Annotated in this window: 20 protein-coding genes, 1 pseudogene and 1 riboswitch; of the genes and pseudogenes, 8 read left to right on the top strand and 13 right to left on the bottom strand. The window is 49.3% G+C overall.

What is annotated here, in order from left to right; genetic code table 11:
- Positions 1–11 precede the first annotated feature (11 nt).
- The 4 genes from B9L19_RS01595 to B9L19_RS01580 all read left to right on the top strand — a co-directional run bounded on the left by B9L19_RS01595 (position 12) and on the right by B9L19_RS01580 (position 4,026).
- Positions 12–1,025: a methionine ABC transporter ATP-binding protein gene (locus B9L19_RS01595; protein ID WP_025949178.1), complete on the top strand. Its 1,014-nt coding sequence runs from the start codon at positions 12–14 to the stop codon at positions 1,023–1,025.
- Positions 1,015–1,671, top strand: a complete 657-nt coding sequence (locus B9L19_RS01590; protein WP_025949179.1) for a methionine ABC transporter permease — start codon at positions 1,015–1,017, stop codon at positions 1,669–1,671. Before B9L19_RS01595 ends, B9L19_RS01590 begins: the two co-directional genes overlap by 11 nt.
- Positions 1,672–1,737: 66 nt before the next feature.
- Positions 1,738–2,571 carry a MetQ/NlpA family ABC transporter substrate-binding protein gene (locus B9L19_RS01585; protein WP_025949180.1) on the top strand — a complete coding sequence of 278 codons (834 nt, stop codon included), beginning with the start codon at positions 1,738–1,740 and terminating at the stop codon, positions 2,569–2,571.
- 60 nt (positions 2,572–2,631) lie between these two features.
- On the top strand, positions 2,632–4,026 hold the full coding sequence (locus tag B9L19_RS01580; RefSeq protein WP_025949181.1) for an LLM class flavin-dependent oxidoreductase: 1,395 nt from the start codon (positions 2,632–2,634) through the stop codon (positions 4,024–4,026).
- 71 nt (positions 4,027–4,097) lie between these two features.
- Here the strand turns inward: B9L19_RS01580 and B9L19_RS01575 are convergent, their stop codons facing one another.
- From B9L19_RS01575 to B9L19_RS01545, 7 genes are all read right to left on the bottom strand, one after another.
- On the bottom strand, positions 4,098–4,961 hold the full coding sequence (locus B9L19_RS01575; RefSeq protein WP_025949182.1) for an alpha/beta hydrolase family protein: 864 nt from the start codon (positions 4,959–4,961) through the stop codon (positions 4,098–4,100).
- Positions 4,962–5,368: 407 nt separating this feature from the next.
- A complete protein-coding gene (locus B9L19_RS01570) occupies positions 5,369–6,190 on the bottom strand; it encodes a carbohydrate ABC transporter permease (RefSeq protein WP_025949183.1) in 822 nt (273 codons plus the stop codon).
- The gene (locus B9L19_RS01565) at positions 6,190–7,161 is read right to left on the bottom strand and encodes a carbohydrate ABC transporter permease (protein WP_025949184.1); all 972 of its coding nucleotides are present in this window, start codon (positions 7,159–7,161) and stop codon (positions 6,190–6,192) included. Before B9L19_RS01565 ends, B9L19_RS01570 begins: the two co-directional genes overlap by 1 nt.
- A 61-nt stretch (positions 7,162–7,222) precedes the next feature.
- On the bottom strand, positions 7,223–8,518 hold the full coding sequence (locus B9L19_RS01560) for an ABC transporter substrate-binding protein (RefSeq protein WP_025949185.1): 1,296 nt from the start codon (positions 8,516–8,518) through the stop codon (positions 7,223–7,225).
- A 318-nt stretch (positions 8,519–8,836) separates the two neighbouring features.
- Positions 8,837–10,357 (bottom strand): response regulator transcription factor, encoded by a 1,521-nt coding sequence (locus tag B9L19_RS01555; RefSeq protein ID WP_025949186.1) that lies wholly within the window; start codon positions 10,355–10,357, stop codon positions 8,837–8,839.
- Positions 10,335–11,804 carry a sensor histidine kinase gene (locus B9L19_RS01550; RefSeq protein WP_025949187.1) on the bottom strand — a complete coding sequence of 490 codons (1,470 nt, stop codon included), beginning with the start codon at positions 11,802–11,804 and terminating at the stop codon, positions 10,335–10,337. Before B9L19_RS01550 ends, B9L19_RS01555 begins: the two co-directional genes overlap by 23 nt.
- A gap of 223 nt (positions 11,805–12,027) precedes the next feature.
- Positions 12,028–13,041, bottom strand: coding sequence for a sugar-binding protein (locus B9L19_RS01545; protein ID WP_025949188.1), 1,014 nt, complete (start codon positions 13,039–13,041; stop codon positions 12,028–12,030).
- 277 nt (positions 13,042–13,318) lie between these two features.
- Here B9L19_RS01545 and B9L19_RS01540 point away from each other — a divergent pair, with 277 nt between their 5' ends.
- On the top strand, positions 13,319–13,960 hold the full coding sequence (locus B9L19_RS01540) for a hypothetical protein (RefSeq protein ID WP_047752549.1): 642 nt from the start codon (positions 13,319–13,321) through the stop codon (positions 13,958–13,960).
- A gap of 281 nt (positions 13,961–14,241) precedes the next feature.
- On the opposite strand, the gene B9L19_RS01535 is transcribed toward B9L19_RS01540, so the two are convergent.
- A complete protein-coding gene (locus B9L19_RS01535) occupies positions 14,242–15,585 on the bottom strand; it encodes a 6-phospho-beta-glucosidase (RefSeq protein WP_025949191.1) in 1,344 nt (447 codons plus the stop codon).
- A 124-nt stretch (positions 15,586–15,709) separates the two neighbouring features.
- On the opposite strand from B9L19_RS01535, the gene B9L19_RS01530 reads away from it, so the two are divergent.
- Complete coding sequence (locus B9L19_RS01530) at positions 15,710–16,477, top strand: MurR/RpiR family transcriptional regulator (protein ID WP_025949192.1); 768 nt, start codon at positions 15,710–15,712, stop codon at positions 16,475–16,477.
- Positions 16,478–17,036: 559 nt separating this feature from the next.
- Here the strand turns inward: B9L19_RS01530 and B9L19_RS01525 are convergent.
- From B9L19_RS01525 to B9L19_RS18895, 3 genes and pseudogenes are all read right to left on the bottom strand, one after another.
- A pseudogene (locus tag B9L19_RS01525) lies at positions 17,037–17,210 on the bottom strand (IS1634 family transposase); the annotation flags it as partial.
- A 378-nt stretch (positions 17,211–17,588) separates the two neighbouring features.
- Entirely contained in the window at positions 17,589–19,523 is a 1,935-nt protein-coding gene (locus B9L19_RS01520) for an ABC transporter ATP-binding protein/permease (protein ID WP_047752548.1), read from the bottom strand.
- Between the two features lie 601 nt (positions 19,524–20,124).
- Positions 20,125–20,262, bottom strand: coding sequence for a hypothetical protein (locus tag B9L19_RS18895; RefSeq protein ID WP_167372759.1), 138 nt, complete (start codon positions 20,260–20,262; stop codon positions 20,125–20,127).
- 235 nt (positions 20,263–20,497) lie between these two features.
- A riboswitch (cobalamin riboswitch) is annotated at positions 20,498–20,687 on the top strand.
- Between the two features lie 139 nt (positions 20,688–20,826).
- Here B9L19_RS18895 and metE point away from each other — a divergent pair.
- Both metE and B9L19_RS01510 read left to right on the top strand, forming a co-directional pair.
- Positions 20,827–23,103 carry a 5-methyltetrahydropteroyltriglutamate--homocysteine S-methyltransferase gene (metE, locus tag B9L19_RS01515; RefSeq protein ID WP_025948859.1) on the top strand — a complete coding sequence of 759 codons (2,277 nt, stop codon included), beginning with the start codon at positions 20,827–20,829 and terminating at the stop codon, positions 23,101–23,103.
- A complete protein-coding gene (locus B9L19_RS01510; protein ID WP_025948860.1) occupies positions 23,094–23,543 on the top strand; it encodes an acyl-CoA thioesterase in 450 nt (149 codons plus the stop codon). The genes metE and B9L19_RS01510 overlap by 10 nt, the downstream gene beginning before the upstream one ends.
- 62 nt (positions 23,544–23,605) lie before the next feature.
- Here the strand turns inward: B9L19_RS01510 and B9L19_RS01505 are convergent, their stop codons facing one another.
- Positions 23,606–23,875: a hypothetical protein gene (locus B9L19_RS01505; RefSeq protein WP_082131163.1), complete on the bottom strand. Its 270-nt coding sequence runs from the start codon at positions 23,873–23,875 to the stop codon at positions 23,606–23,608.
- Between the two features lie 212 nt (positions 23,876–24,087).
- A complete protein-coding gene (locus B9L19_RS01500) occupies positions 24,088–25,449 on the bottom strand; it encodes an FAD-binding oxidoreductase (protein ID WP_025948861.1) in 1,362 nt (453 codons plus the stop codon).
- Positions 25,450–25,558: the final 109 nt, after the last annotated feature.

The following is a 25,558-nucleotide window of genomic DNA, read 5'->3' as shown; positions in this document are numbered from 1 at the left end:
GGAGGAACGGCATGATTGACATTCAACAAGTGACCAAAATCTACACCCTCCATCGTACGAAAGTGGTCGGCGTCGACCATGTGTCCTTGCAGATCGAAAGTGGGGAAATCTTCGGCATTATCGGCCATAGCGGAGCGGGAAAAAGCACCTTGCTCCGGTGCATCAATTTGTTGGAACGCCCCACATCCGGCCGCATCATTGTAGAGGGCACGGACATCACTTCCTTGTCCGGAGAAGCCTTGCGTGAAGCGCGGTTGAAAATCGGAATGATTTTTCAGCAATTTTGCTTAATCCGATCCAAAACGGTGTTTGAAAACATTGCCTTCGCCTTGAAAGCAGCAGGCAAAACAAGAGCTGAAATCGAGGCTCGTGTCCATGAATTGCTCGAGCTGGTCGGATTGTCTGATAAACGGGACGCTTATCCGTCTCAATTAAGCGGGGGCCAAAAACAACGCGTCGGCATCGCCCGCGCCTTGGCCAACAATCCATCTGTTCTATTGTGCGATGAGGCCACATCGGCTCTCGATCCAGCCACAACCTCTTCCATTTTGCAGCTTCTCAAGCAAATCAACCGGGAGCTCGGCATTACCGTCGTCGTGATTACACATGAGATGGAAGTCATTAAAGAGATTTGCGACCGCGTCGCCGTCATGCAAAACGGCCAAATTGTCGAAATCGGGCGCGTGTACGATTTGTTCACCCAGCCGCAGCATCCATTAACACGATCATTTGTCGAACACATATTGCGCTTAGACGTGCCTGAGCGGTTGTGGCAAGCACGAAGCGGTACATTGGTAAGAGTCTTGTTTCAAGGTCCGGCCGCTGAACAAGCCATTCTCTCCGACACTCTTCAAACCTTTCGCGTGCGCGCCAATATTTTGCACGGAAAAATTGAATATATCAATGACACGCCGCTTGGCGTGCTGCTGTTGGAACTGAACGGGGAGAAAGAAGAAGTGGAACGCGCCATCCACTATGTGGCGGAGCGGACGAAAGGAGTGGAGGTGATCGATCGTGCCGCTTGATACATTGATTCCAGAACTCATCAAAGCGTTTTGGGATACGTTGTACATGGTGGGCATTGCTTTGTTGGCAGCCATCATCGCCGGTCTGCCGCTTGGTGTACTCTTATTCGTCACCGACCGCGGCCTGTTTTGGGAAAATAAGCCACTGCAAACCGTTTTAGGATTTCTTGTCAATATGGTGCGTTCGATTCCCTTTATCATTTTGCTAGTCGCCTTGCTGCCGCTGACAAAACTGCTGGTCGGCACAACGATTGGGCCAACAGCGGCGGCCGTCTCGCTGTCCGTGGCCGCCACCCCATTTTTTGCCCGCATCGTCGAAACTTCTTTGCGGGAAGTGGATAAGGGGGTGATTGAAGCGGCCACTGCTGTCGGAGCTACTCCATGGATGATCATCAAAGACGTCCTTTTATCCGATGCGCTTCCTGGCATCATCCACGGACTGACGATTACAGCCATCAGCTTGATCAGCTACTCCGCGATGGCCGGCATCGTCGGAGGCGGAGGTGTGGGGGATCTAGCCATTCGCTTTGGGTATTATCGATACGACAACACCGTCATGATCACAACGATTATCGTTCTTCTCTGCTTAGTGCAAATCGTCCAATTGGCCGGCGATTCCGTCGCCCGCTGGATGGATAAGCGGTAAGCGCCGTCTGGACGCTGCACGCTATAGACATGCTTCAAACCTGATTTCCAAAGGAGGATTGGTCTGATGAAGCGTCTTTCATTTTTATTCACCCTCATCATATTGCTGCTAGCCGGCACAGCAGGATGCTCGTCATCCTCTTCCTCGGCGCAAGAGGAAAAGAAAACCATTACGATCGGCGCCACCGCCGGCCCCTACAGCGATCAAATTCGGGAAGCGATTCAACCGTATTTAGAGAAAAAAGGATACAACGTGAAACTGGTGGAATTCAATGACTATGTGCAGCCGAATATCGCACTTCATCAAAAGTCCATTGATGTCAATGTCTTCCAAAACTCAATGTATTTAGAAAATTTTGCCCACACCCATCATATGCAGTTGCATCCATTGATTTCTATTCCTACTGTTCCTATAGGTTTGTATTCTAAAAAACATTCTTCTTTAGATGAAATCAAAGATGGCACAACGATCGCGTTGCCGAATGAACCCGTCAATGAAGCGCGGGCATTAACGATGCTCGAACAGCTTGGCATTCTCAAACTGAAACCGGGCGTGGAGCCGACAAAAGCGTCGGAGAATGACATCGCCCAGTTTTATAAAAAAGTCGTCCTCAAGCCGCTCGATCCGGCCCAGCTTCCAAGAGCGCTGGGGGACGTCGACTACGCGCTCATCAATGGCAACTATGCCCTGTCATCCGGCTTGAAATTAACCGAAGCCGTCGCCTTGGAAAAAACACCGGATTACTATTTGATCGTCGTCACTATCCGTCCCGAAGACAAAGACAAACCGTTCGTCAATGATTTGATCGCCGCCTACCGATCGAAAGAATTTGCAAAACTGATCAAAGAGGATCCAAAATACAAAGGATACGTATGGCCTGATTGGTTCAAAAAACAGTAACCATCCCATCAGCGGCTCTCACCGCAGCGAGCCGCCGATGTGGAAAGGAGGAGACGACCCATGGATCGTCCTTTACTATTCAATGCCTTTGAGATGGCAAGTGCAATGCACAACGCCCATGGTCTATGGAAACATCCCGACAGCGAACGACACCGCCGCTACAAAGAACTTTACTACTGGGTGGAAATGGCGAAGCGGCTGGAAGCCGGGCTGTTTGACGCTGTTTTTTTCGCTGATGTTCTCGGGGTATACGACACTTATCGCCAAAGCCCAGCCCCATCGATTCGTGATGGAATGCAGTTTCCATTAAACGATGCTTCCTTGGTCATTCCTGTTATGGCAAGCGTCACTAATCATCTTTCGTTCGTATTAACGGCAAGCACGACTTATGAACATCCGTTTCATATCGCCAGGCGATTTTCCACGCTTGACCATCTGACAGATGGCCGCATGGCGTGGAATATCGTCACCTCGTATTTGCCCAATGCGGCCAAAAACTTTGGATTGGAGAGAATGATCGCTCATGATCAGCGGTATGAGATCGCGGATGAGTTTTTGGAAGTAACGTATAAGTTGTGGGAAGGAAGCTGGGAAGAGGACGCCTTTGTCGAAGACCGGGGAGCAGGAATGCTCATTGATCCGGCTAAAATTCATCCAATCCACCACTGCGGTGCTTTCTTCTCGGTCGAAGGTCCGCATTTATGCGAGCCTTCCCCACAACGCACACCTGTGTTGTACCAAGCTGGTTCATCCGAACGTGGGAGGGCATTCGCAGCCAAACATGCGGAATGTGTGTTCGTCGGCGCTCCGTCTCCCGAACGATTGCAAGCCTACATCGAAGACATTCGCCGCCAAGCGGAACAATACGGGCGTGATCCCGAGCAACTCAAATTTTTCACCTTTTTAACCGTCATCGTGGGCAAAACGTCAGAGGAGGCGGAAGCCAAATTTGAACAATTGCGCCGCCTTTGGAGCGCCGATGCCGCCAAAGCCCAATTCAGCGGGGCGAGCGGCTATGACTTGGCTGAATATGAAACAAAGCCCTCCGATGAACCGTTTTTGTTCCGCACCACGGATCACGGACATTACAAAGCCGCTTCGTTAACAAAAGACGCCGCAAAGCGGCTCACGATCGGCGAGGCGTTACAAAAAGCCGGAACGCTGACACGAGAGTCCGTCATCATTGGAAACCCGACACAAGTCGCTGATGCGATTGAAGAACGGGCCCGACGCTCGGGGGTGAATGGATTCAATCTCACCCACCTCGTCACACCCAAGGATTTGGACGATTTTATTGAATATGTTGTTCCCATCCTGCAACGACGCGGTTTATACAAAACCGCCTACACCCCCGGAACCATGCGGGAGAAGCTGTTCGGGGGCGGAGCGCGGTTGCCTAGCCACCATCCCGCTGCCGCTTTCCGTTCCATTGGAGTTCGGACAAAGAGCTCATGATACTCCATCGGTTCATGAAAGAAGGGGTGATCGAAAAACGCATGCTCGTTTTCGATCACCCCTCGCCATGTTTACATGTTTTGTCCCGTCTTTAATGAAAAATGGCCTGTTTCGGCCAACGTTTGGCCTTGGTCATTCTGTTCTCCCTCCTGCTCACGATTTGGACGTTGAGAAAGCCAATCAGCCGTGATGTCGAATAGTTGGCACCTTGCCGAGATCGAGGAAAACGTATGGTCGGCTTCTGGGATGACATGGCTCAGAAATCGTGAATCACGCCGTTTTCCAAACGCCTCCCGATATACATCCGCATATGCGACAGGAATATCGCGATCAGCCGTGCCATGAACCAACAGAACATCACCCGAAAACTGTTCTGCCGACTTCAGCGGATTCGCATAAGCAAGCGATGCAAAAAAGGAAGGGGGAAATACATATCCGCGGTGCTCCACCGTTTCTTCCTCAACTTGCCCTCGCCCCTGTGTGGCAATGCGGACGATATCTTGATAGGGATAGGCCACAGGCGCCCAAAGCACCAAGCGTTCGACTCGCCGATCCAATGCCGCGGTGACCGTCGCCACTGCTCCTCCCAAACTATGGCCCAAAAGCACAAGCGGCCGGCGCTGGAACGATGGAAATTGCGCGACTGTATGAATGACATCTCTCGTTTGCCGAACGAAATCATCAAATCGGTTGTTTCCATATTCTCCACTGCTCTCCCCACAACCAACATAATCAAAACGGACGACTCCGATTCCCGCCGACGCAAATCGTTCCGCCGCTTGGACAAACAATCGATCGACGCCGACCCTCGTGCCGATAAACCCATGGCAAATGACGACAACAGGTAAATCATCATGATCAACGGACATAGCTGGATTGTGAATCGAAACGGCCAAACGTTCCCCTCCGCTCTCAATATATTGGAATCGAATCAACGGCTCTCTCCCCCTTCACACATCCTAAATTCATAGTAAATAAATATGAATAGTATGTTTTGTGTTATCTTACCACGCTTTTGCATGATCGTCAACATTCCCCATCGCTGTCCTAATCGATCCATCAGCTGGCAAGCGGGATGTATGGAAGAGAAGTATCATACATGAGGGCATTGAGCGACTGCTGCATGGGCGGAGAATAAGGAAGAAGAGTGATGCCCAATGATGCAGCGAAGAGATCATTAGTAATGAAATGATTCTACCAGACAAAATACAATAGGGGCCCAAAACGATCCGGCCCCTTTCACCCCTATATACACACTGCTCTTTTCATTTTGATCCCACCTTGAAGGCAAACATCTTTTTGGGCCAGCCCCCAACGGAGACGTCTTCCGTTTTTCGCCTGTTCACCCCTTCACCGATCCGGCAAGCAAGCCGCGGACGAAATATTTGCCGAGGAAAATGTACACCAGCAACGTCGGCAGCGCCGCGAGCAAGGCGCCTGCCATTTGCACGTTCCACTGCACGATTTGGCTTCCCGATAAATTTTGCAAGGCGACCATGATCGGCTGTTTGTCCGATGTCGTGATCGTCACCGCGAACAAAAACTCGTTCCAAATGTTCGTAAACTGCCAGATCGCCACGACGACAAACCCGGTGATCGACAGCGGCAGCATAATATAACGAAAAATGCGGACAAACCCCGCGCCGTCGATTTTCGCTGATTCGATCATCTCATCCGGTATCGCGGCGTAAAAATTGCGGAACATGAGCGTCGTAATCGGAATGCCGTAGACGACATGAACGAACACGAGCCCCGGGATCGTGTTGTACAGCCCGATTTCGCGCAAAAACTGGATGAGCGGAATAAGAATGCTTTGATACGGGATGAACATGCCGAACAAAATAAGCGTAAAGAGCGTATCCGCTCCTTTAAACTTCCATTTCGACAGCACGTAGCCGTTGAGCGCCCCAAGCAGGGCGGATAAGAGCGTCGCCGGCACGACGAGCAAAATCGAATTCCAAAAGTTCGGGGCGAGCTTGTCAAAGGCCGTGGCGTAGCTGCTCCAATCGATCGTCGACGGCAGTTTCCACATATCAGCCAGTGTCACTTCATCAAGCGGCTTCAAGCTTGTGGCGACCATGACATACACCGGCATGAGGAAAAACACGCTCATGGCGACAGCGAGCACATATAAAAACGGACGGGCCCATAACGACTTTGCCATCACGATCCCCCCTTCCGGCTTGAGATAAGATACGGCACGATAAAGATGGCAACCGACAGCAGCATCACGATCGCAATCGCCGCGCCGTTCGCGTAATAGTTGCCGCGGAACGTCGTTTCAAACATGTACACGCCCGGCACATCGGTGACAAAGTTCGCCCCCGGCCCGGTCATGGCGTAAATCAAATCGAAAATTTTGAGCGAAATATGGGCCATGATGATGATGACGCTGACGGTGATCGGCCGCAGCAGCGGCAAAATGATTTTCCAATACAACTGAAACTCCGTCGCCCCGTCCATCCGCGCCGCTTCCCGCACCTCATCCGGAATGGCGCGCAGGCCGGCGAGATACATCGCCACCGCAAATCCGGTCATTTGCCAAACGGCCGCCACGACAACGGCAATGATGGCCACGGGAACGCCAAATTCGATTTTGCCCCAATGGAATCCGCCAAGGATGTTCGTATCCGTATACCATTTTCCATCAAGGCCAAGCGGTTTTAAAAATAGATTCACGCCCGTTGACGGATTGAACAACCATTGCCACACGACCCCGGTGACGACAAAGGACAAGGCCATCGGGAAAAAGAAAATATTGCGGAACAGCGACTCGCCGCGCAGCTTTTGGTCAAGCAAAATGGCAAGCAGTTGACCGAGCACGATGACGGCGGCGATAAACAGCACCGTAAACACAAGCGTATTGCGCAAGTCGGCTTGAAAGCGGAAATCATGAAACAAATACACATAGTTTTTCAACCCGGCAAACGACCAATCCGGCACAAGGGAGTTCCAGTTGCTCACGGATACATACCCCGTCCAGCCGATAAACCCATACACAAATAAGAAAATGAGAACGACAGACGGCGCCAAAAACGCCGCGGCCAGCCAATGATCGGCCGTCCATTTTCGTTTTTTCCGCACCACCGGGACTGCCGTTGCCTTCTCCGTCGTTGTGACGTTGACCGTTTCCACTACGATCCCTCCTCATGATGACGAAAAGGGGAAGAGAATGGCTCCCGTCCCCTTTTCCCGATTACTTCTTCAGTTCTGCTGCCGCTGAAGCCAGCGTATCGATGAACGTCTTCACATCTTTTTGCGTCACGAAAATGTTGACGGCCTGATTGACCTTCGTGACAAACCCTTCCGGCGCTGCGGAACCGTGCGCTAAGCTCGGCGCCAGCTCTGCTGTTTTGAAGTCTTGCATCGTTTGTTTGCCGTATTCATCGTACTTGGACGGATCCGCGTCGATGCGGGCCGGGATGGAGCCTTTCAGCGGGTTGAACGCATCTTGCCCTTCCACCGAACCAAGCACCGCTAAAAATTTCTTCACATCGTCCGGGTTTTTCACGCCTTTCGGCAGGCCGAACGTATCAGTGATAACCATAAACTTGCCTTCCGTATTCGGCACCGGCACATAGCCGAAGTCTTCGTTCACCTTCAATTTCAAATCGTTGACAAAATAGCCTTTCACCCAGTCTCCCATCACGTACATGGCCGCTTTTCCTTCGGCAACGAGCTGGGCGGCGTCTTGCCAGTTGCGCGAGCTATGGTCTTCGTTAATATAGCCAAGCATTTTCTTAAACGTCTCGACGGCTTGTTTCACTTGTGGATCGTTAAACGACAATTCGCCCGTCCAAAGCTTTTTGTAGTTTTCCGTTCCGAGCGTGCCAAGCAGCACGTTTTCAAACAGGTGCGTCGCCGCCCACGGCTCTTTGTCGCCCAAGGCGAGCGGCGTAATGCCTTTTGCTTTCAGCTTGTCCGCCACTTGGAAAAACTCGTCGAACGTTTTCGGCGGCTTTAGTCCGTTGTCGGCGAAGATTTTTTTGTTGTACCAGAGCACGTTGCCCCGGTGAATGTTGACCGGCACGGAGTAAATGTTGCCGTCTTTGCTTACCATATCGATCAACGCTTTCGGGAATTTGTCCATCCAGCCTTCTTTTTCATATAAATCGTTGAGCGGCTCCATTTTGCCAGCTGCCACCCAGCCTTCATTGAGCTCCGCTCCGCCGTGCACTTGGAACGTTGATGGCGGGTCGTTCCCTTGCATGCGGCTCGCCAAGACCGCCTTGGCGTTCGTTCCGGCCCCGCCGGCGACCGCGGCGTTTTCGACTTGAATATCCGGATATTTTTCTTGGAACAGTTTGATGAGCGCTTTTAAGCCGTCTTCCTCGCCGGCTCCGGTCCACCAGCTGAAAATCTCGAGTTTCTCTCCCGCTTTTTGGCTGCCTTGTTTGGCGTTATCGGATGAAGAGTTCGAGCTGCTGCAGCCTGAGAGCGCCATCCCGACTCCAAGCGCCAACGCCAGCCATGCGGATGCTTTCTTTCTCATGATTCTCCCCCTTTGCCTTTTGTTTTTGAAACCCCTTTCAACACTGAGTGTACCATGCGCCGTTCACCAATCGGCGGCTTGATTTCTTCACTTTTTTGCGTTTTTCTTCACTTTTTTGTTTTCCGTTCTCCTCGTAAGCAGCGCAGCGGACAGCCATTTCGCTTTCATGGCGCAAAAAAAGCCCGTCTCCCCATCCGGGGGCGGGCTTTGCGGAAGGTGTAGATGGAGGCGGGGCAATCTGTTTCATTTGCGAGACGTTGCCGGTTTGCCTTTTGACCCATCTCCACCTTGCCTGTTGTGAAGACAGCACTCCCTTTGTCAGCGCGCCTGCACTTTTTTCCGATATTCGCTCGGCGATAAGCCAGTCTGTTTTTTAAAGACGCGGCTAAAATAGTTGGGGTCGTTGTAGCCGACCGAAAAACAAATTTCTTTTAAGCTTTGATCCGTCTCAGCAAGCGCTTCTTTCGCCCGTTCGATGCGCACGTTCGTTACGTAGTCGATAAAGGTGATGCCGAAATGCTCTTTGAACAGTTTGCTGAAGTAGTACGGACTCATCCCGGCATGTTCGGCCACTTCCTCAAGCGTCAGCGGTTCGGCGTAATGACGGTCGATGTAATCTTTCGCTTTGCCGAGTTTGCCGTGGGCTTGCTGCTGTCGCCAAACCTCGAGATCTGCGGCGATGCGATTCAGTTCCTCAAGCACCAAGCGCTTCAATTCGGCCGCCGATCGGCAGGAGGCAAAGGAAGCGAGCCGCTCATAACGAATGCCCAGCTCCGATAGAAGACGCCCGAGCCACACAAAGGTCTCTTCCGCTTTGCGACCGGCGGCCAACAGTGAATGAGAAGAGGCCAGTTCCTCTATATACGTCAGACAAATCATCCGGGCTTGCTCGATGTCGCCAAGGCGCAGCGCTTCAAACAGCTGTTTATCCCGTTCCGCTTCCCCGCCGGCGCGCGCCGCTTCCGCCGGCAGAAAGCCGACTTGCGCTTTTTGCCGGTCGGCGTAATAATGAGCGGCCGACAGCGCCTCATAGTATGAGGAACGAAGTTGGTCAAGACGGGAAAACGGGGAGCCGAGCCCGATATACAGCGCGGCACCGTACCGGGCCGAAAACTGCCGCGCCAAATCAAGCGCCAATGCCTGGATGATGGGCTTCCAAGCCGGCTCGCCATCGTTTGGGCTGCGAAACAACAAGACCGGCAGCCGCCGGTTCGCCATCCGCCCGATCCAATAGCGCGTTGGCGCCTTCCCGCTAAGCTGCTTGTCCAGCCATGATTTCCATTCGTCAGTCACCCCTGCATCTGGGAACTGAATGACGAGGAACATCCCCGACGCAATCGAAAACGGCAGCAGCTCTTGCCACCGCTCCCACTCATCAGCCGATACGTCTTCTGTCATAAGGACGGACAGCCATTCGCTTTCCATCAATGTCTGCAGCCAGCGCATCTGCTCCGCATGCCGCCGCTTGGCCGCCACATCTTGGCCGATGCGTTCTAGGGCGGAAATGACCTCTTCCTTCCGGCTCGGTTTCAATATATATTCCTTGACGCCAAACCGCATCGCTTGTTTCGCATAGTCGAACAAATCAAACGCCGACACAATAATGAACTCAAGATCCAATCCGTCTTGGCGAATCGCTTCGATGGCTTGCAGCCCATCAAGACCGGGCATTTTGATGTCGATCAGCATCACATCCGGACAATATTGCTTGGCAATGTCAATGGCCTCGCGGCCGTTGGCGCCCTCGGCGACCACCTCAATGTCCGGAAGGTGGTTGTTGATCATTTTGCAAAGCGCTTTTCGCTCCAACGCCTCATCATCGACGATCGCCACTTTCACCGTTCATCCCCCCATGCCATCTTGGCAGCCATAACCGCACCGTCGTTCCGTTTCCTGGCGCAGACTCGATTTCAGCCACATCCATCACCCCGTAAAACAGCTGCAGCCGGCGAATGACATTGCGCAAGCCGATGCCGGTCGAATGGCCGCGCCCTTGCTCGCGGCGGGCCGGCGGTTCTTCGCCGCGGATCAACGCCTCAAGCTCCGCTTTCATCTGCTCATCCATGCCCACGCCATTGTCGCGCACTTCGACGACGATCCGCCTGTTTTCAGCGAAAACGGACACGGACAGCTCGGCTCCCTGCTCGTACGTCTCAATGCCATGGATGAACGCATTTTCAATGAGCGGCTGCAGCGTAAGCGGCGGAATCGGTTGATCGAGGCAAGATGGTTCCGCCTCTAACGAAAACTTGATCCGATCAAAAAACCGCGTCTGCTGGATGAAGAAATATTCACGGGCGATGCGCACCTCATCGGCAAGCGTCACCGTCCGCTGCAAATCGCCCAAGTTGTAGCGCAAAATGGCCGCCACCGCTTCAATCAGCCGCGACGTCTGCTGCGCGTCTTCTAAGTACGCCATCTTCGCCACCGTGTTCAGCGTATTGAATAAAAAATGCGGATTGATTTGGCTTTGCAAGCTTTTGAGCTCCAGCTCCTTCACGAGCCGGTCGAGCTCAGCCTTTTGTTTCATTTCGGCAATCAGCCGCTTTAAATTGCGGCGCATGTCATTAAACGTCATCGTCAGCAGCCGCAGTTCGTCATTCGTCGTCGGCTCCACATCCGGCCCATCCAGACGTCCGTCAGCGATCGCCCGGGCAGCGCGCGAGAGGAGACTGATCGGCTTTGTCAAGTGGCCGGAGAAGAACACCGCCAGCAAGGCGCCAAGCAGCAACGTTGTGACAAACAATCCCATCCCCATATAACGGAAATAGCGGTTGCGCCGTTCCACTTCATCGTACCGCCGCTGGTAGGCCGTCAACTCATCATCAATCAAGTTCAGCGTTTCCTCTTGCAAAAAGGACGCAATGTTCATCGTTTCATGCAAGTGGGACGAGTACAAGCCAATATTTCCAGCTTGAAAATGATAGAAAGTGAGCGCCGCCTCTTCTAATACACTTTCGATCATATGTTCATAGTTTTCCGCCGCCAAGCGATCAGACAGCACGGGCAAAAATCCGTCCAGCTGCCGGCTGTGCTGCTGCAGCCAACGGTATTCCTGCTCATACGCGCGCGCATATCGCCCTTCTTTTTCGGACACATATGCATTCAGCTGCTCAGTCATTCGATTCGTCCGCTGCGACACCTCATTGAGCATGAGCAACCGGCGCATCCGTTGATCATAATCGTTCATCATCTCTTCGCTCGTCTGGTGCAAAAGAAACACCGCTCCGTTCAGCAAAAGCAAAAACACGGTAAAACAAACGAGCATCTTCGTCCGAATGTTCATCTCAATTCCACCCCGCTGCCACCAGCGCTTTGTTGCATCGCCCCGCCGCTTCAAGCCGTATGAGTTTCCCAAATGCGGCCACCGGTCATCGTCCAGCGGCGTCCGCCAACCTTTGTCCGCTTTCATCGCTTCTTGATCGGTGCGCGTGACAACAAGCACGCCGGACGCCGGCCAGCCTTCCCTCGCCTTCATCCCCTCCCGGCGTCCGGATGAACAGGCGCCTTCATGGCGTGTTGACCTCGTAATTGCGCGCCGGGCGCAGCGGCAAATCTTGTTTCCGAATCACTTTCGTCTCCGTATTCGTCACCTTCGGCACGTCTCTGCCGGCCACGATTTCGGCCATCATGTTGACCGCCCTGTATCCCATTTCATACGGCTCCTGCACAACGGTCGCCGCGATCGTCCCCTTTTGCAAGTACCGGATCGTCTCCGGCAGCGTATCAAAACCGATAATGTACGTCTTGTTCTCCCGATGAAACTGCTCGACGACCTTGGCGATGCCGATCGCATCAAGCGCGCTCGTGCCGTAAAACGCATTCACATCCGGGTGCTTTTTCAAAATCATATACGCCTTTTCGGCGGCTTGCACACGCGTAATGTGCGACTCTTCCACGGCAACGATGCGAATTCGCTTTTCCCGTTTGACCGCATCTTGAAACCCCTGCACCCGCAGCTGTTGATGCGCCGCCGTCAAACTGCCGGTGATGATCGCGACATTGACAGCCCCGCGCGTATCCTCGACAAGCGCCCGCCCGGCAATAAATCCAGCATAGTAGTTGTCGGTGCCCACATACGCGGCGCGCCGGCTCGTCGGGGCATCGGTGTCGACCGTCACAACCGGAATCCCTTTGTCCGCGATCTCATCAATCACGGGGACAAAATCCGCTTTCGTCAACCCTTGAGTGATGATTCCGTCCACTTTCGCCGCCGCGGCTTTTTTCAAAATGCGCAAATGCTCATCAATGTTCGCCTGCCGCGGGCCGATGTATTCGAGGTCCACGCCGAGTTCCTTCGCCGCTGCTTTCGCTCCTTTTTCCACAAGCCGCCAGTAATCATTGTCGAGCTCCTCGGGCACAAGCACAAAATGATACGCCTCGTTCGCGTTTTCCCGAACCTGTTCTTTTTCGAGTCGCGGATACGCATACACATTCCAAGCGCAATAGACGGTGAAGGAAGCGCTTGCAAAGAGCGCGGCGATGCCGCCCCCGTAAAACAGCCGTTTCCACCAATCGCGCATCGTGATCCCTCCTACCGCCATTGTACACGAACGTCGGGATGCTAGCCTAGAAAAAAGAAATGGATGCCGCGTCTCTCCCTTCTTCCCGCCTGCCGCGGCCTCACATCGCTCTTCTCCTCTTCTTCTCGACGTATATAAATGATGCCCTTTTATGTAAAAAATTCATATGTACCTTAAGAAAAAATTCAAAAAAATTTTTGATCATATTTTCCTTTCGATCCTGCTTCTTTTTGTCGAATAATGATATAATAGAAACGGAAAAAAGGAGGTGAAGATGATGGAGCAGTTGTTAGAACGTATTTTTGATGAGCTGGCTTTTTTGCGGGCGAATATGGCAACGAAAGACGATGTGGCTGCGTTGAAAGATGATATTCGAGCATTAGAAAGTCGCGCCAGTCATATTGAGCAAACGATGGCGACAAAAGATGATATTGCCGCCATGGACAAACGCATCAGCCAGATCGAGCAAACGATGGCGACAAAAGATGATATTGCCGCCATGGACAAACGCATCAGCCAGATCGAGCAAACGATGGCGACAAAAGACGATATTGCCGCCGTGGACAAACGCATCAGCCAGATCGAACAAACGATGGCGACAAAAGATGATATTGCCGCCATGGACAAACGCATCAGCCAGATCGAGCAAACGATGGCGACAAAAGACGATATTGCCAGCATCGAACAGCGGATGGCGACGAAAGATGATGTGGCAGATATTCCGTTTATTAAACAAGCAGTGATGGAAACGTTAGAAACCATCAATGAAATCCCAGCAATAAAACAAACCCTCGCTGAAGCGCTACGAAAACTAGACAATGTTATCGCCAGCCAAGCGCGGCAAGAGCTCGTTCTCCAATCACTTGCATTTCGCTCGCTTGAACAAGAAAATGAGATTCGTGCATTAAAAGCGAAATAATCTAGCCACGCAACAACACTTCTTACCGTAGCAATCAATCCTGTACTAAGCGCAAAAAGCAACCGCATGCACGGTTGCTTTTCTCCATCCATGGAATGATGGATCAGGCGCGCGCGTAATGCTTCTGCCAACAACGATAAAACATAAATTGACAACCAAACAAAAACATCCGACACTGGCCAATCCGCAGCAGATCAAAAATGTCCCGTAACAATCGGAAGAATGCTTCTGTCGTATTTCATGACCAAGCCGCCTGCCGCCGGCGGCTGTTCCTAAGCGGCCTAGTTCCCAGCCGCTGTTTTGGTTTGTTTGAAAAACTGCGGCAAGTATTCTTTATGCGCTTCCAACATTTCGTCCAACATTTGTTTGGCGATGGTGTCAGACGGCACAAGCGGGTTGATCGTCATGGCAACGAGCGCCGTTCGGTAGTCGCCGGTCACCGCCGCTTCCGCCGCGACGCGCTCGAACGATTTGATTTGCTGGACGAGCCCGCGCACCGCGACCGGCAAATCGCCGATGGCGATCGGTTTCGGGCCGTCTTTCGTGATGACGCAATTGACCTCGACCGCCGATTCTGCCGGAATGCTGGCAATAGCGCCGTTGTTTCTCGTGTTGACCGGCTGGATGTCCCGCTTGTCATTGTAAATCGAGCTGATCAAGCTGCACGCGGCGTCGCTGTAGTACGCCCCGCCGCGCTGTTCGAGTTGCGGCGGCTTGATGGCCAAGTTCGGATCTTTGTACAGCTCGAACAGCTCTTTTTCAAGCTGCTGCACGACCTCGGCGCGCGTCCCTTTCGTTTTCGCCGCTTCAAGCTCTTCGGCAAGCATTTTGGCTGTTTGGAAATAGTACCGATGATACGGGCACGGCAGCACCTTCAATCCTTTTAAGAAATCGGGCTCCCAGCCGAGGTCGACGATGTTTTTCATCGTTACGCCGGAACGATCCGGGTTGGCGATGAGGTCGATCACCCGTTCTGTCACCTCTTTGCCGTCCAAGTAGACGTGCAAGCCAAACACCATATGGTTCAAGCCGGCAAAATCGATGTGCACGCGGTCCGCCTCAACGCCAAGCAGCTTGGCGACGCCCATGCGCATGCCGATCGGCACGTTGCACAAGCCGACGACTTTTTCTTGCTTCGTATAGCGCAAAACGGCTTCCGTCACCATCCCAGCCGGATTGGTGAAATTGATCAGCCACGCATCCGGGCACAGCTCTTCCATGTCGCGGATGATGTCGAGAATAACCGGAATGGTGCGCAGCCCTTTAAACAAGCCACCCGGGCCGTTTGTCTCCTGGCCGATCACCCCGTATTTGAGCGGGATGCGCTCGTCTTTCGCCCGCGCCTCGAGCCCACCGACGCGAAACTGCGTCGTCACAAAATCCGCCCCGTCAAGCGCCCGACGGCGGTCGAGCGTTAAATGAACCTCAATCGGCACACCGGCTTTTTCGACCATCCGCTTGGCCAGTGCGCCGACGATTTCGAGTTTTTCTTTGCCTTTCGGAACATCGACAAGCCACAATTCCCCGACCGGCAATTCATGATAACGCTTGATCAACCCTTCGACCAATTCCGGCGTGTAGCTCGACCCGCCGCCAATCGTCGCCATTTTCAATCGTTTATCCATATTCCTCTTCCCCTTTCGCCCTGTTGGGCATGGTATAATCAATGTAGGAATCAATCAGTGGGCTTAAAAGCGCCATCCTTTCCCAGCTATCGCACGTTCCGTCCCATGAAAGCGAGGTGTCCCGATGTTCACTCCTGAACAAATCGCCCAGTTTTCCGAGCTCGACTACGCCATTTACGACTATGTGATGAAGCATCCAAATGAAGTCGCGTACATGCGCATTCGTGAACTCGCCGAAGCCGTCCACGTCTCGCCGCCGACCGTGCTTCGCTTTTGCAAAAAGGTCGGATGCGAAGGGTTCAGTGAATTTAAAGCGAAATGGAAGCTGTATTTGCGCGAGACAAAGCAAACCGCGATCATCAGCAGTCAAGAGACATTAAGGGAATTTTTCGAACGGACGCTGACCGCCGATTACGAGCGGACCATTCTGGATGCGGCAGCCGCGATCGCCCGGGCGGATCACGTCATTTTCGTCGGATCGGGCAGCTCCGGCATTTTGGCCGAATACGGCTCGCGCTATTTTTCCGCCTTTCAAAAGTTTTCCGTCTACATCAAAGATCCGTTTTTTCCAATTTACGGCCATTACTTCCACAACTGCGCCGTCATCGCCTTGTCGGTGTCCGGAGAGACGTCCTATACGCTTGCCCAAGTGCACCGGTTCAAGGAAAACGGCGGCACAATCATCAGCATCACCAACCGGAAACATTGCACACTCGCGAACATCTCGGACTACAACTTGACGTACTACGCCACACCGGAGCGGATCGGGCAAACCAATGTCACCACCCAGCTTCCGGTCGTCTACTTGCTTGAGCGGCTGGCGAAAGAAATGTATCGACTGCTGGGACGGAAGACGGAAACGATCGGAAAGGACAGCAGTCCGACCGTTTGAGCCCAGCTCTGCTGATTGCAGCAGCGCCATCGCCTTGTTGGTGCCTCCATCTACTATTACTAAACCGCGCCTGAGGGCAAAAGTAAAGGGAATGGCGCTCGGTTGTAACAAAGGGAAAACGAAAAACAATTGTTTCTATGTTGTAACGTTGTGTTACAGGAACAAAGGCATCCCCTGTTTCCATTTTGTCGATTCTCTTACATTTCTCACGGTAAACAAACGAACATTTCATACTATGAATAAAAATTCATAATAATATGAATTTTTTATGAATCAAAATGGGTTCTTCATCAAAAGATGTACTTGACTTTTAAAGACAAACATGATCATCATGTTGCTTAAATAGAAAAACACTGTTTTGGTCTTTTATCATGGTCATCTCTCTTTGTCAAGTGCATTTTGTGGTGAAGCACCTAAAAATTCACTATTTTACATATCCAGATTGTTTTTTGTATATTATGCAAAGGTTCGAAAGTAGAAACAGCAGATTTTTTTACAATCACGTTTTAACCAACAAGACAAGCGATGGCAATCCTCCTTTTCTGCCATCGCTTGTCAACACGTAAATGCGTTCATCCATGACCAATCCCTGCAGAACCCTTCGCTGATCCAAATTGATGAAACGATCCAGTGCGCGTTGGATGCATCCATCCGACAGCTCCAGCAGGGCGACGTTCACATATTGAAACAGCTGAAAAACCGCCTTTCCTGTCGACCGGGGCAACTTCTGGCCTTCTGTAGCAGGTGTTCCGGTGCGATGAACAGACACTCGCAGGGCCAAACTGAATTGGGCATTCGCTTCTATCAGAGCAGCTTTGACAATTCGGAATAGCGACGGCCTCTGATGATCATCAAAGAGTCGTTGGCAGCTTTCATCTTCTCACACTACCATTGGTTGCACTTGGATGTATACAGATTACAATTGTCTACTCTCTCTACGTCCCTTTATCAAACCAATAAAATTCGTGATGACAAGAAAAGTAGAAATGATCCACGCAGTACTGCTAATCGTCTCCCCCGAAATCAACTTGTACAAAATAAAAGAAATAACCGATAGAATAAATATAACATTCATCCACTTCATCATTTTCACGCTCCACATCTTATTTTCTTACTCATGTCGCAATGCTTCCACAGCAGGTTGCTTCGCAGCTTTATTTGCAGGGACAAAAGAAGCCAAAATACCTAACAGTCCACTAAAAATAATAAGAAGTACAGTTTGTACAAAACTAAACTGAAAAATGTCCAAACTACTCTTTTTCATGAACGTTATGATCATATAATTTGCTGCTTTCCCCACAGCAATAGAGCCTAAAACCCCAAAAGCTCCCCCAATAATACCGATCAACATTCCTTCTGTGACAAATATGCGGCGAATATCTGAACGAAATGCACCGAGTGCTTTTAAAATCCCAATCTCTCGTGTACGTTCTAAAACGCTCACGTATAAAACAATGCCAATCATAATGGATGAAACGATAAGCGATATGCCAGACAACATTCCCAATGCAATACTTGCTAAGGAAATATACTCATTAATTTCATTTTGACTTTCTTCATCTGTCTGCACTTTATACCCCATCTGCTTAATTTTACTCTTTAAAAGGTCTATATCATTGATAGATGATGGAATAATAGTGAAAGATAAAGCACTTGTACTATTTCCTATCGATTCTTTCATAATCTTCTGTGACAATCCATAAGAAATCCCTACCGTATCCAGCAGAGGTATAGAATTATTCTTTACCACCCCTACTACCGTTGCATGAACGTTAACTGTCGGATAAATTTCTTTTAAAGACATTAACTGTACAACAAGGGAAACGTTTTTTCCAATAGCTTCTGCAGAATCTTTGAACAGCTTTTTGGCTATGCGCTCAGGTATCACAATTTCATCCCTTTGATCGTTTGGAAACTTTCCTGTCACAATATATTTTTTACCATATATTATTTCAGCATATTTTCTAGGAGCCAAACTCTCAGCTGACGAAGTAGCTTTATTCCCTTCTTTCGTTTTAATACTTATTTGAAATGGATTATATGGATATATATCCCTTACTCCTTTTATTTCCCCCAATCGCGCGATATCGTTCTCGTTCAACACCGCAAACTGTTCATTTGCTACACTTAAAGACGATTTTGCTGTGGCTTCATCTATCGAACTAGATAACTTGTCTTTAACGCCATTCCCTAAAGCCATAATGATAGATAATCCGAAAATGCCAATCGATGCGCCTATAGCAGTTAAAATATTTCTCCATTTTTTATTTTTTATATTTCTAAACGATAGTTTTAAGGTTGTAAGTAAATCTAGTTTTTTTCCCTTACTTGCTACACTATCCTCATACACATCTCCAATTTCTTCCGTAACCAAAGCGTGCTCATCTTCAATGATTTCACCATCCCTCATTCTTATAACCCTATCTGCATATGAAGTTAACTCTTGAGAATGTGTCACAACTAACACGATTTTCCCTTGTTGTGAAATCCTCTTTAATATCTCCATAATATGCATAGAGTTTTCTGAGTCTAACGCTCCTGTTGGTTCGTCTGCTAAGATAATGTCGGGATCATTTGCTAGTGCTCTCGCTATGGCTACACGTTGCTTTTGTCCTCCGCTCAACTGATTAGGCAAATAATCTAATTTATCCCCTAATCCTACCGTATTGAGAAGTTCTATCGCTCTTCTTTTTCTTTCTTCTTTTGATAATCCTAATAAAATCATGCTCATCTCTACATTTTCTAGAGCACTTAGATGAGGAATAAGGTTAAAGCTTTGGAACACAAATCCAATCTTTTCCCGTCGTAAGCGCGCCCATTCCTTCTCGTTGAATTCCCGAACATTTATAGAGTTAAAAGTGTATTCCCCATCATCCGCATAGTCTAACCCACCAATAATATTCAACAAAGTAGATTTTCCACATCCTGACTCACCTAACAAAAAAATCAACTGCCCTTTTTGAAGGTGTAAGGAAACTCCTTTCAATACTTCAATGTTTTCTCTGTTTAATTTGTAGCATTTTTTTATATTCCGAATAGTGATCAATGATTTCCATTCCCTTCAATTTAAAGATTTCCGTTTGGACAACTTATAAAGGAATAGCCCAAAAAATATTAAAACTAAAACATATGTTACTCCTTCGAAGAAAAGAATCACATATTTGAAATATCCCTCAATGTTAGTGGATACATAATATATACCTATAAACCCAATAACTATTGAGATAAGTACAAACACTATATTCAGAATGCCGAAAACTTTTATAAATTTCTTTTTACGGATCTCTCTTTCATCTCTATGTTTTTGATATCTATATTCAATACGTTTCACTTCCCACTAAAGTACAGTTTTTTAAAAATTATAAGGAAGATCCTAATAATGTGATATCTTCCCCAAATATAACACTATAAACCGAAAAATCCGTCAATAAAACCTCTAATAAAATCTTTAATCATCTCCCACTTACCAGGAGCAACAACCGACTCTAGGGATTCAACCGTAAAATTCATCATTTTTTCTTTCCTCCTCGCCTAGATTATTTCTTACACTACATTCATCCAAAGCTCCCTGTAAAAATCCCCTAGGGGAAAGATTCTTTAAACTGAAAAACTAGCAAACATAGCTATGTATGCATAGAAAACCGTTTTTAATTATCAAAAAGACCGCCAAAAGTTACAATCCAACTAACTACTTTGCCTGTGTAGTACCCAATTTCATAGGCGATAGATCCTTTACCAGGAGCGACAACGGTTTCTAAAATCTCAATCTTGTAATTAAGAGTCATGAAAATACCCCCCTTAATTTATAGTTTATAGAAATAATGTAGTATCGATACCATGTAAAACTATAACAAAAAAACAATATTTTTTAACATAAAATTATCAATAAAATATCAATATTAACTTAAAAGAAAAATATAACCATTTAATATGACATCACATTCTCTCAAAATCATCCACAAAAAAATTTCGGTTGAAAAAAACAAAAAGTTCGTTTATTATGAATTTTACACAATAACATAATAAGTTCACGCAACAGGTGGTTCACACATGCTGTGAATCTTAAAAGGGAAGCTTGGTGAAAATCCAACACGGTCGCGCCACTGTGATGCAGAGCTGTTTATCACAATCCACTGTTTCATGTGAAATGGGAAGGAGATAAACAGCGATGAAGCTAAGTCAGGAGACCTGCCTGTTGTATGCACTTTCGACCTACGCGTCATAGGGAGGAGTGAGGACATATGATCTTGAGGCACTTCATGTATCTCAATACAAGCTAGCTATGCCCTCCTTCTGTCTGGAAGAGGGTTTTTTGCTTGATTGGGATCAAATAACTGGAGGTGCTTCACTTGTCCATCCGTAGTTCAAATGTAGGGTATCCGCGCATTGGGGAGAAAAGGGAATGGAAAAAGACATTGGAATCTTTTTGGAGTGGGCAAATAGACAAAGAGCAATTCACAAAAACAATGGAAGCGATTCGACTTGATTCCATTCGTAAACAACTTGAGAAAGGCATTGATCTCATTCCAATTGGAGATTTTTCTTTATACGATCACGTGTTAAATACCGCATTGATGTTCGGGTATATTCCAGAACGATTTCAACAAATAGACGATCCGCTTGAGCAATATTTTGCAATGGCCCGTGGGACAAATGGGCAACATGCGCTTGAAATGACGAAATGGTTTAATACAAATTACCATTACATTGTGCCTGAAATCGGACAAACAAAGCCAAGATTAGTGGAGAATCGCCTATTGAAAGAATACAACCTTGTCAAAGAAACATTCGATTTAGAAACAAAACCTGTGTTGCTCGGACCAATTACGTTTCTTTTGCTTTCTAAGCAATACGAGCGACACGAGTGGCGCAAACATCTCGAACAATTAGTTCCTGTTTATGTAGAATTATTCAAACAACTAAGCGAAGCGGGCGTGTCATTCGTCCAAATCGATGAACCGATTCTCGTTCAAGATATAGATGATGACATCATCGATGCATTTCATCATGTATACGACGTTTTTTATCGCGATGTGCCAAATATGAACCTTATTTTACAAACATATTTTGATAGCGTATCACATTACCAGGAAATCGTTGCTTTACCTGTCGCAGGCATTGGACTTGATTTCGTGCATGACGATGGCGAGAACATGAAAAATATAAACACGTACGGATTTCCGAGAGATAAAATATTAGTTGCTGGGATTGTAGACGGCCGCAATGTATGGAAAAGCTCGCTTACCCAAAAAGCGACGCTCCTTCACCATCTAGCAAACGTTGCCGAACAACTGATCATTCAACCGTCTTGCAGCTTACTGCATGTTCCCGTCACGACAAAACATGAACATGCATTGCCGACGGAGCTTGCTGGGGCTTTATCATTTGCCGATGAAAAATTAGATGAAATACGTATGTTGACAGAGTATATGAACGGAAACACAACAATCAACGAGCTAATCCAATACGACGAACAAACAAACAGTTATTTAGCCAAATTCCGCAAACAACAAGAACCAACAAATGACATTTTAACCATTCCGTTAAGTCGAGTACCTTACAGCGAACGACGAAAAGCACAACAAGCCCATTTGCAACTTCCGCTGTTGCCGACAACGACGATTGGAAGCTTCCCGCAAACGAGCGACGTGCGCCAAGCTCGGATGAAGTGGAAAAAAGGCGAATGGAACGACAGTCAATATAAGTCGTTTATAAAAAAAGAAATCGCAAAATGGATCGACATTCAAGAGCAACTTCAGCTCGATGTGCTTGTCCATGGCGAATTTGAACGTACAGACATGGTAGAGTTTTTCGGTGAAAAACTGCAAGGCATGGCATGCACGACAAACGGCTGGGTGCAATCCTATGGATCACGTTGTGTCCGCCCACCCATTATTTTTAGCCATGTGGCCTACCGACAACCGATGACTGTAGAAGAAACGGTGTATGCTCAGTCGCTGACCAATAAACCTGTCAAAGGAATGCTGACAGGCCCGGTAACCATGTTATACTGGTCATTCGTTCGCGATGATATTCCACGAAAACATGTGCTGATACAACTCGCCCTCGCCATTCGTGAGGAAGTATTGCAGTTAGAAAAGGAAGGGATACGCATCATTCAAGTCGATGAGCCAGCGTTACGGGAAGGATTGCCGCTCAAAAAAGAGAAACATGCATCCTATTGGGAAGATGCCGTTATGGCGTTTCGTCTCGCCACCTCATCGGTGAAAGAGGAAACGCAAATCCATACCCATATGTGCTATTCACAGTTTGAACATATGATGCACGTCATCGATGAACTTGATGCCGACGTCATTTCCATTGAATCGTCGCGAAGCCATGGCGAGCTTATTGCTGCATTTGAAACATATGAGTACAAAAAAGAAATCGGCTTAGGGGTTTATGACATTCACAGCCCACGCATTCCGACAAAGGAAGAGATAAGCGAGCAAATCGAACGGGCCCTTCGCGTCCTTCGTCCAGAACAATTTTGGGTCAATCCCGATTGCGGATTAAAAACGCGAAAAGAAAAAGAAGCCATTGCCGCACTCAAAGCGATGGTGGAAGCCGCACACGAATACCGGGAGCGACTTTTGGCTTGCGGAGGGAAACCGTCATGGAAGTAAGCGTCGAGCAATCAAAAACGATTCAAATGCGGCTCGTATTGCCTTCTGATACGAACCATCTAGGCACCATTTTTGGCGGCACCGTTTTAGCTTACATTGATGAAATTGCGGCAATATCGGCTATGCGCCATGCACGAAAAGCAGTCGTCACCGTTTCGATCGACAAAGTTGATTTCATTTCATCCGCGAAAGTTGGCGATATTTTAAAGCTTGAAGCATTCGTCTACTCGACCGGACGCACATCGATGAAAGTATTCGTCAAAGTCGAAACAGAAGATTTATTTACAGGTGAACATCACTTAACCACCACATGCTTTTTAACGATGGTCGCCATTGATGAAAACAAAAGACCAACACCTGTCCCCAAAGTCATCATTCGTGAACAGGAAGAACAAATCGTACAACTGTACCAGCAAAACAAACGAAACCACAAGGCATAGGCACATCGATATGAAAAACACACGTCTGGCTCCCATACATCGCCGTCCATGACGTGTGTTTTTCATGTCGCTTCTTCTCTGTAAGCAAGTGATTCGAGCAACGCCTCCCAAACAAGAGCACGGATGGACAAGTGGTATTTACCAACAAAACGCTTATTGTTTGCAAGAAAAACGCGCGTACAGCTGCCCGTCGGCCGGGTCAGCTTCAGGCTTCCAGAACCCTTCAATGGGTGTTCTAGTGTAATAAACTGACGCACCCGGCGCTGAAAGATGCGGTAAATGCCAGCCTCATACAGACGGTCGAGATGGCGTGCCAACGCATCGTTATTCAATTACAAGAAAAAACTCTTACACTTTCCTTGTGTGTCAAGGATTCATTCAACATCGATACGAAAAAGTCCTACCGATTTTCTCCGAGAGGGTGCGAAGTTGTGAGCAACACGTTAATGTTGTTGGAACACTTAGCAGATTTCTCCTTTGCACCGCCCACCAATCAAAAGAAACATCCCCGCCAACAGGCAGGGATGTAGAGCGTCCACTATGATCAAAAAATCTTCCCCGGATTGAGAATGCCGTTCGGGTCAAACAGCTGTTTCAACCGTTTCATCCAAAGCACGGCGTCTCCCTTTTCTTCACGCAAAAACGCCCGTTTGCCAATGCCGATGCCGTGCTCTCCCGTGCACGTGCCGCCGCGCGATAAGGCATAGCGGACGATATGGGTGTGTACCTGCTCGATCCGCGCCATCTCCTCGGCATCGTTCGGATCAAAAGCAAGCACGGTATGGTAGTTGCCATCGCCGACGTGGCCGAAAATCGCGGCGGTCATCTTCTGCTCATCAACGAGCCGACGTGTATCGGCGATCGCCCCCGGCAGCTCGGACAGCGGCACGCACACATCGGTGGAGAGCATCGCCTTGCCTGGATAGGCGGCTTGAATGGCGAACGCCGCATGGTGGCGCGCTTCCCACAGCTTCGCGCGGGCGAGCGAGTCGGTCTCGACCACAAACGAAACCGCGCCCTCCGCTTCGCACAATTCGTTGACCAGCTTTGTTCCGTCCTCGACGCTTGACGGGCTGCCGCTCAGCTCGATAAACAACGTCGGTTTCACCGGATAATCGGTTTTTTTATACGCATTGACCGCGGCGATCGTCGCCTCGTCCACGAGCTCGATTTTGCCCGGACCGACGCCGGACCGCAAAATGGCAAACGCAGCCTCTGCCGCTGTCTCAAGAGACGGGAAGCACACTTTGATGGCGTTCGTCGCTTCTGGAATGCCGTGCAGGCGGACGACGAGGCGGGTGAATACGCCAAGCGTCCCTTCCGATCCGACGAACAAGCCGGTCAAGTCATAGCCGGCCGACGATTTCACCGCAAGGCTTCCCGTCTGAATGACTGAACCGTCAGCGAGCACCACTTCTAATCCGAGCACTTGATCGCGCATGACGCCGTATTTCACGCAATTCGTGCCGCTCGCGTTCGTCGCCGCCATGCCGCCGATCGTCGCGTCCGCCCCCGGATCGACCGGGAAAAACAACCCGTATCGCTTCAGCGCCTCATTCAGCTGCAGCCGTGTCACTCCGGGCTCAACAATAGCGAGAAAATCGTCCGGGCGAATGTCGATGATGTGGTTCATCAATGTCAAATCAAGGCTAATCCCGCCTTGGACCGGAATGACGTGCCCTTCCAAACTCGTGCCGGCGCCAAACGGTGTGACCGGAATGCGATGCTCGTTGGCAAACGCCATCACCCGGCTCACTTCCTCCGCCGTTTTCGGAAACACGACGACATCTGGCTTGTGCGGCGCATGGTAGGCGATGCCTTTGCTGTGGTGTTCGAGCACCGTCTCATTGACGCTCACCCGCTCGCGGTCGCCGATCAATTCAAGCAGTGATTCGTATACGTTCATCGTTCTCCTCCTCATCCGATCGGATCAAGCGGCGCCACCCATCGATGCGCCGCCTTTTCTCTTGACGCACTCTGATGGTGGATCGATCGACCCGGATGGCATGGTTCGT

The organism is Geobacillus thermocatenulatus, from assembly GCF_002217655.1.
Lineage (GTDB): Bacteria > Bacillota > Bacilli > Bacillales > Anoxybacillaceae > Geobacillus > Geobacillus thermocatenulatus.
Note: the sequence above shows the minus strand (reverse complement) of the source record. Positions and strands in the feature narration are given on the sequence as shown.

Excerpts from the sequence above, each read along its gene's own strand:
- B9L19_RS01595 (WP_025949178.1), top strand. The coding sequence starts at position 12 with ATGATTGACATTCAACAAGTGACCAAAATCTACACCCTCCATCGTACG.
- B9L19_RS01585 (WP_025949180.1), top strand. The coding sequence starts at position 1,738 with ATGAAGCGTCTTTCATTTTTATTCACCCTCATCATATTGCTGCTAGCC.
- B9L19_RS01580 (WP_025949181.1), top strand. The coding sequence starts at position 2,632 with ATGGATCGTCCTTTACTATTCAATGCCTTTGAGATGGCAAGTGCAATG.
- B9L19_RS01570 (WP_025949183.1), bottom strand. The coding sequence starts at position 6,190 with ATGGCAAAGTCGTTATGGGCCCGTCCGTTTTTATATGTGCTCGCTGTC.
- B9L19_RS01560 (WP_025949185.1), bottom strand. The coding sequence starts at position 8,518 with ATGAGAAAGAAAGCATCCGCATGGCTGGCGTTGGCGCTTGGAGTCGGG.
- B9L19_RS01550 (WP_025949187.1), bottom strand. The coding sequence starts at position 11,804 with ATGAACATTCGGACGAAGATGCTCGTTTGTTTTACCGTGTTTTTGCTT.
- B9L19_RS01545 (WP_025949188.1), bottom strand. The coding sequence starts at position 13,041 with ATGCGCGATTGGTGGAAACGGCTGTTTTACGGGGGCGGCATCGCCGCG.
- B9L19_RS01540 (WP_047752549.1), top strand. The coding sequence starts at position 13,319 with ATGGAGCAGTTGTTAGAACGTATTTTTGATGAGCTGGCTTTTTTGCGG.
- B9L19_RS01535 (WP_025949191.1), bottom strand. The coding sequence starts at position 15,585 with ATGGATAAACGATTGAAAATGGCGACGATTGGCGGCGGGTCGAGCTAC.
- B9L19_RS01530 (WP_025949192.1), top strand. The coding sequence starts at position 15,710 with ATGTTCACTCCTGAACAAATCGCCCAGTTTTCCGAGCTCGACTACGCC.
- B9L19_RS18895 (WP_167372759.1), bottom strand. The coding sequence starts at position 20,262 with ATGACTCTTAATTACAAGATTGAGATTTTAGAAACCGTTGTCGCTCCT.
- B9L19_RS01510 (WP_025948860.1), top strand. The coding sequence starts at position 23,094 with ATGGAAGTAAGCGTCGAGCAATCAAAAACGATTCAAATGCGGCTCGTA.
- B9L19_RS01500 (WP_025948861.1), bottom strand. The coding sequence starts at position 25,449 with ATGAACGTATACGAATCACTGCTTGAATTGATCGGCGACCGCGAGCGG.